2 protein-coding genes are annotated in these 820 nt (G+C 25.5%); both read right to left on the bottom strand.

Annotated elements, in window-relative coordinates:
* Positions 1-211: 211 nt before the first annotated feature.
* On the bottom strand, positions 212-592 hold the full coding sequence (gene blaI / locus L284_RS47175) for a penicillinase repressor BlaI (RefSeq protein WP_001284653.1): 381 nt from the start codon (positions 590-592) through the stop codon (positions 212-214).
* On the bottom strand, positions 582-820 hold a 239-nt coding region (locus tag L284_RS47170; RefSeq protein ID WP_263046386.1), incomplete at its 5' end, for a penicillin-binding transpeptidase domain-containing protein. The genes L284_RS47170 and blaI, both read right to left, overlap by 11 nt.

Genomic DNA, 820 nt, shown 5'->3' with positions numbered 1-820 from the left:
TATTTATGAACATAGATTTTCTGTTGGGTTATTGAACACTAAAATATGTATACTAGCTATATATCTAGATATAAAAAGAGAGTGTACAGAAAATGGTTATTTTATGTACACTCTCATCTTTACTAATATATTTTAAATGTTATTAACAAAACTAATTTAATAAGAGTCAAGTATAGTTTACATATGTATAATGTTTGAAACATATCTCTAATTACTTTTTACTAATATCATTTAAAATGTCTCGCAATTCTTCAATTTCTTTGTTATTTAATTCTTCATTTTTCGCAAAATTTAGCACTAAACTTTTCATGTCCCCTCCATACAGTTTATTAAGAAAAGTTTTAGCAGTTTTCATTTTAATATCGTCTTCTTTAATATTTGATGAGTAAAAATAAATATTCTCTGATTTGTATCGTTTTATAATCTCTTTTTTATATAGTCTTGTGATTAATGTTCTAATTGTTTTATCGCTAACTTCTTTATATTTTTGAATTTCAACTACAATTTCATTAGCTGATACTGATTTTTTATCCCATATTATATTCATAACATCCCATTCAGCCATAGATATTTCAACTTGCTTATTGGCCATTTAAAACACCCATTTCTTTTAATATTTTTTCACTGATTAATTCAGCATTTTTCCCAGACGGGTTTCCATCTGATAAATGTGTAGCAAAATAATACTTATCATGATTTGTAATTACGTAACCTACAAACCACCCATTATTATACTTCCCGTTTACTATACCTGTACCTGTTTTCCCATACAGTTCATACTTTTCATTTTTCTTAATCAATAATGAAGAAGATAATTGAT

Origin of the sequence: Novosphingobium lindaniclasticum LE124 (assembly GCF_000445125.1) — a bacterium.
GTDB lineage: Bacteria > Pseudomonadota > Alphaproteobacteria > Sphingomonadales > Sphingomonadaceae > Novosphingobium > Novosphingobium lindaniclasticum.
This window is presented reverse-complemented; position numbering and strand designations above follow the sequence as displayed.

Coding starts and splice junctions, on each gene's coding strand:
- blaI (WP_001284653.1), bottom strand. CDS start 592: ATGGCCAATAAGCAAGTTGAAATATCTATGGCTGAATGGGATGTTATG.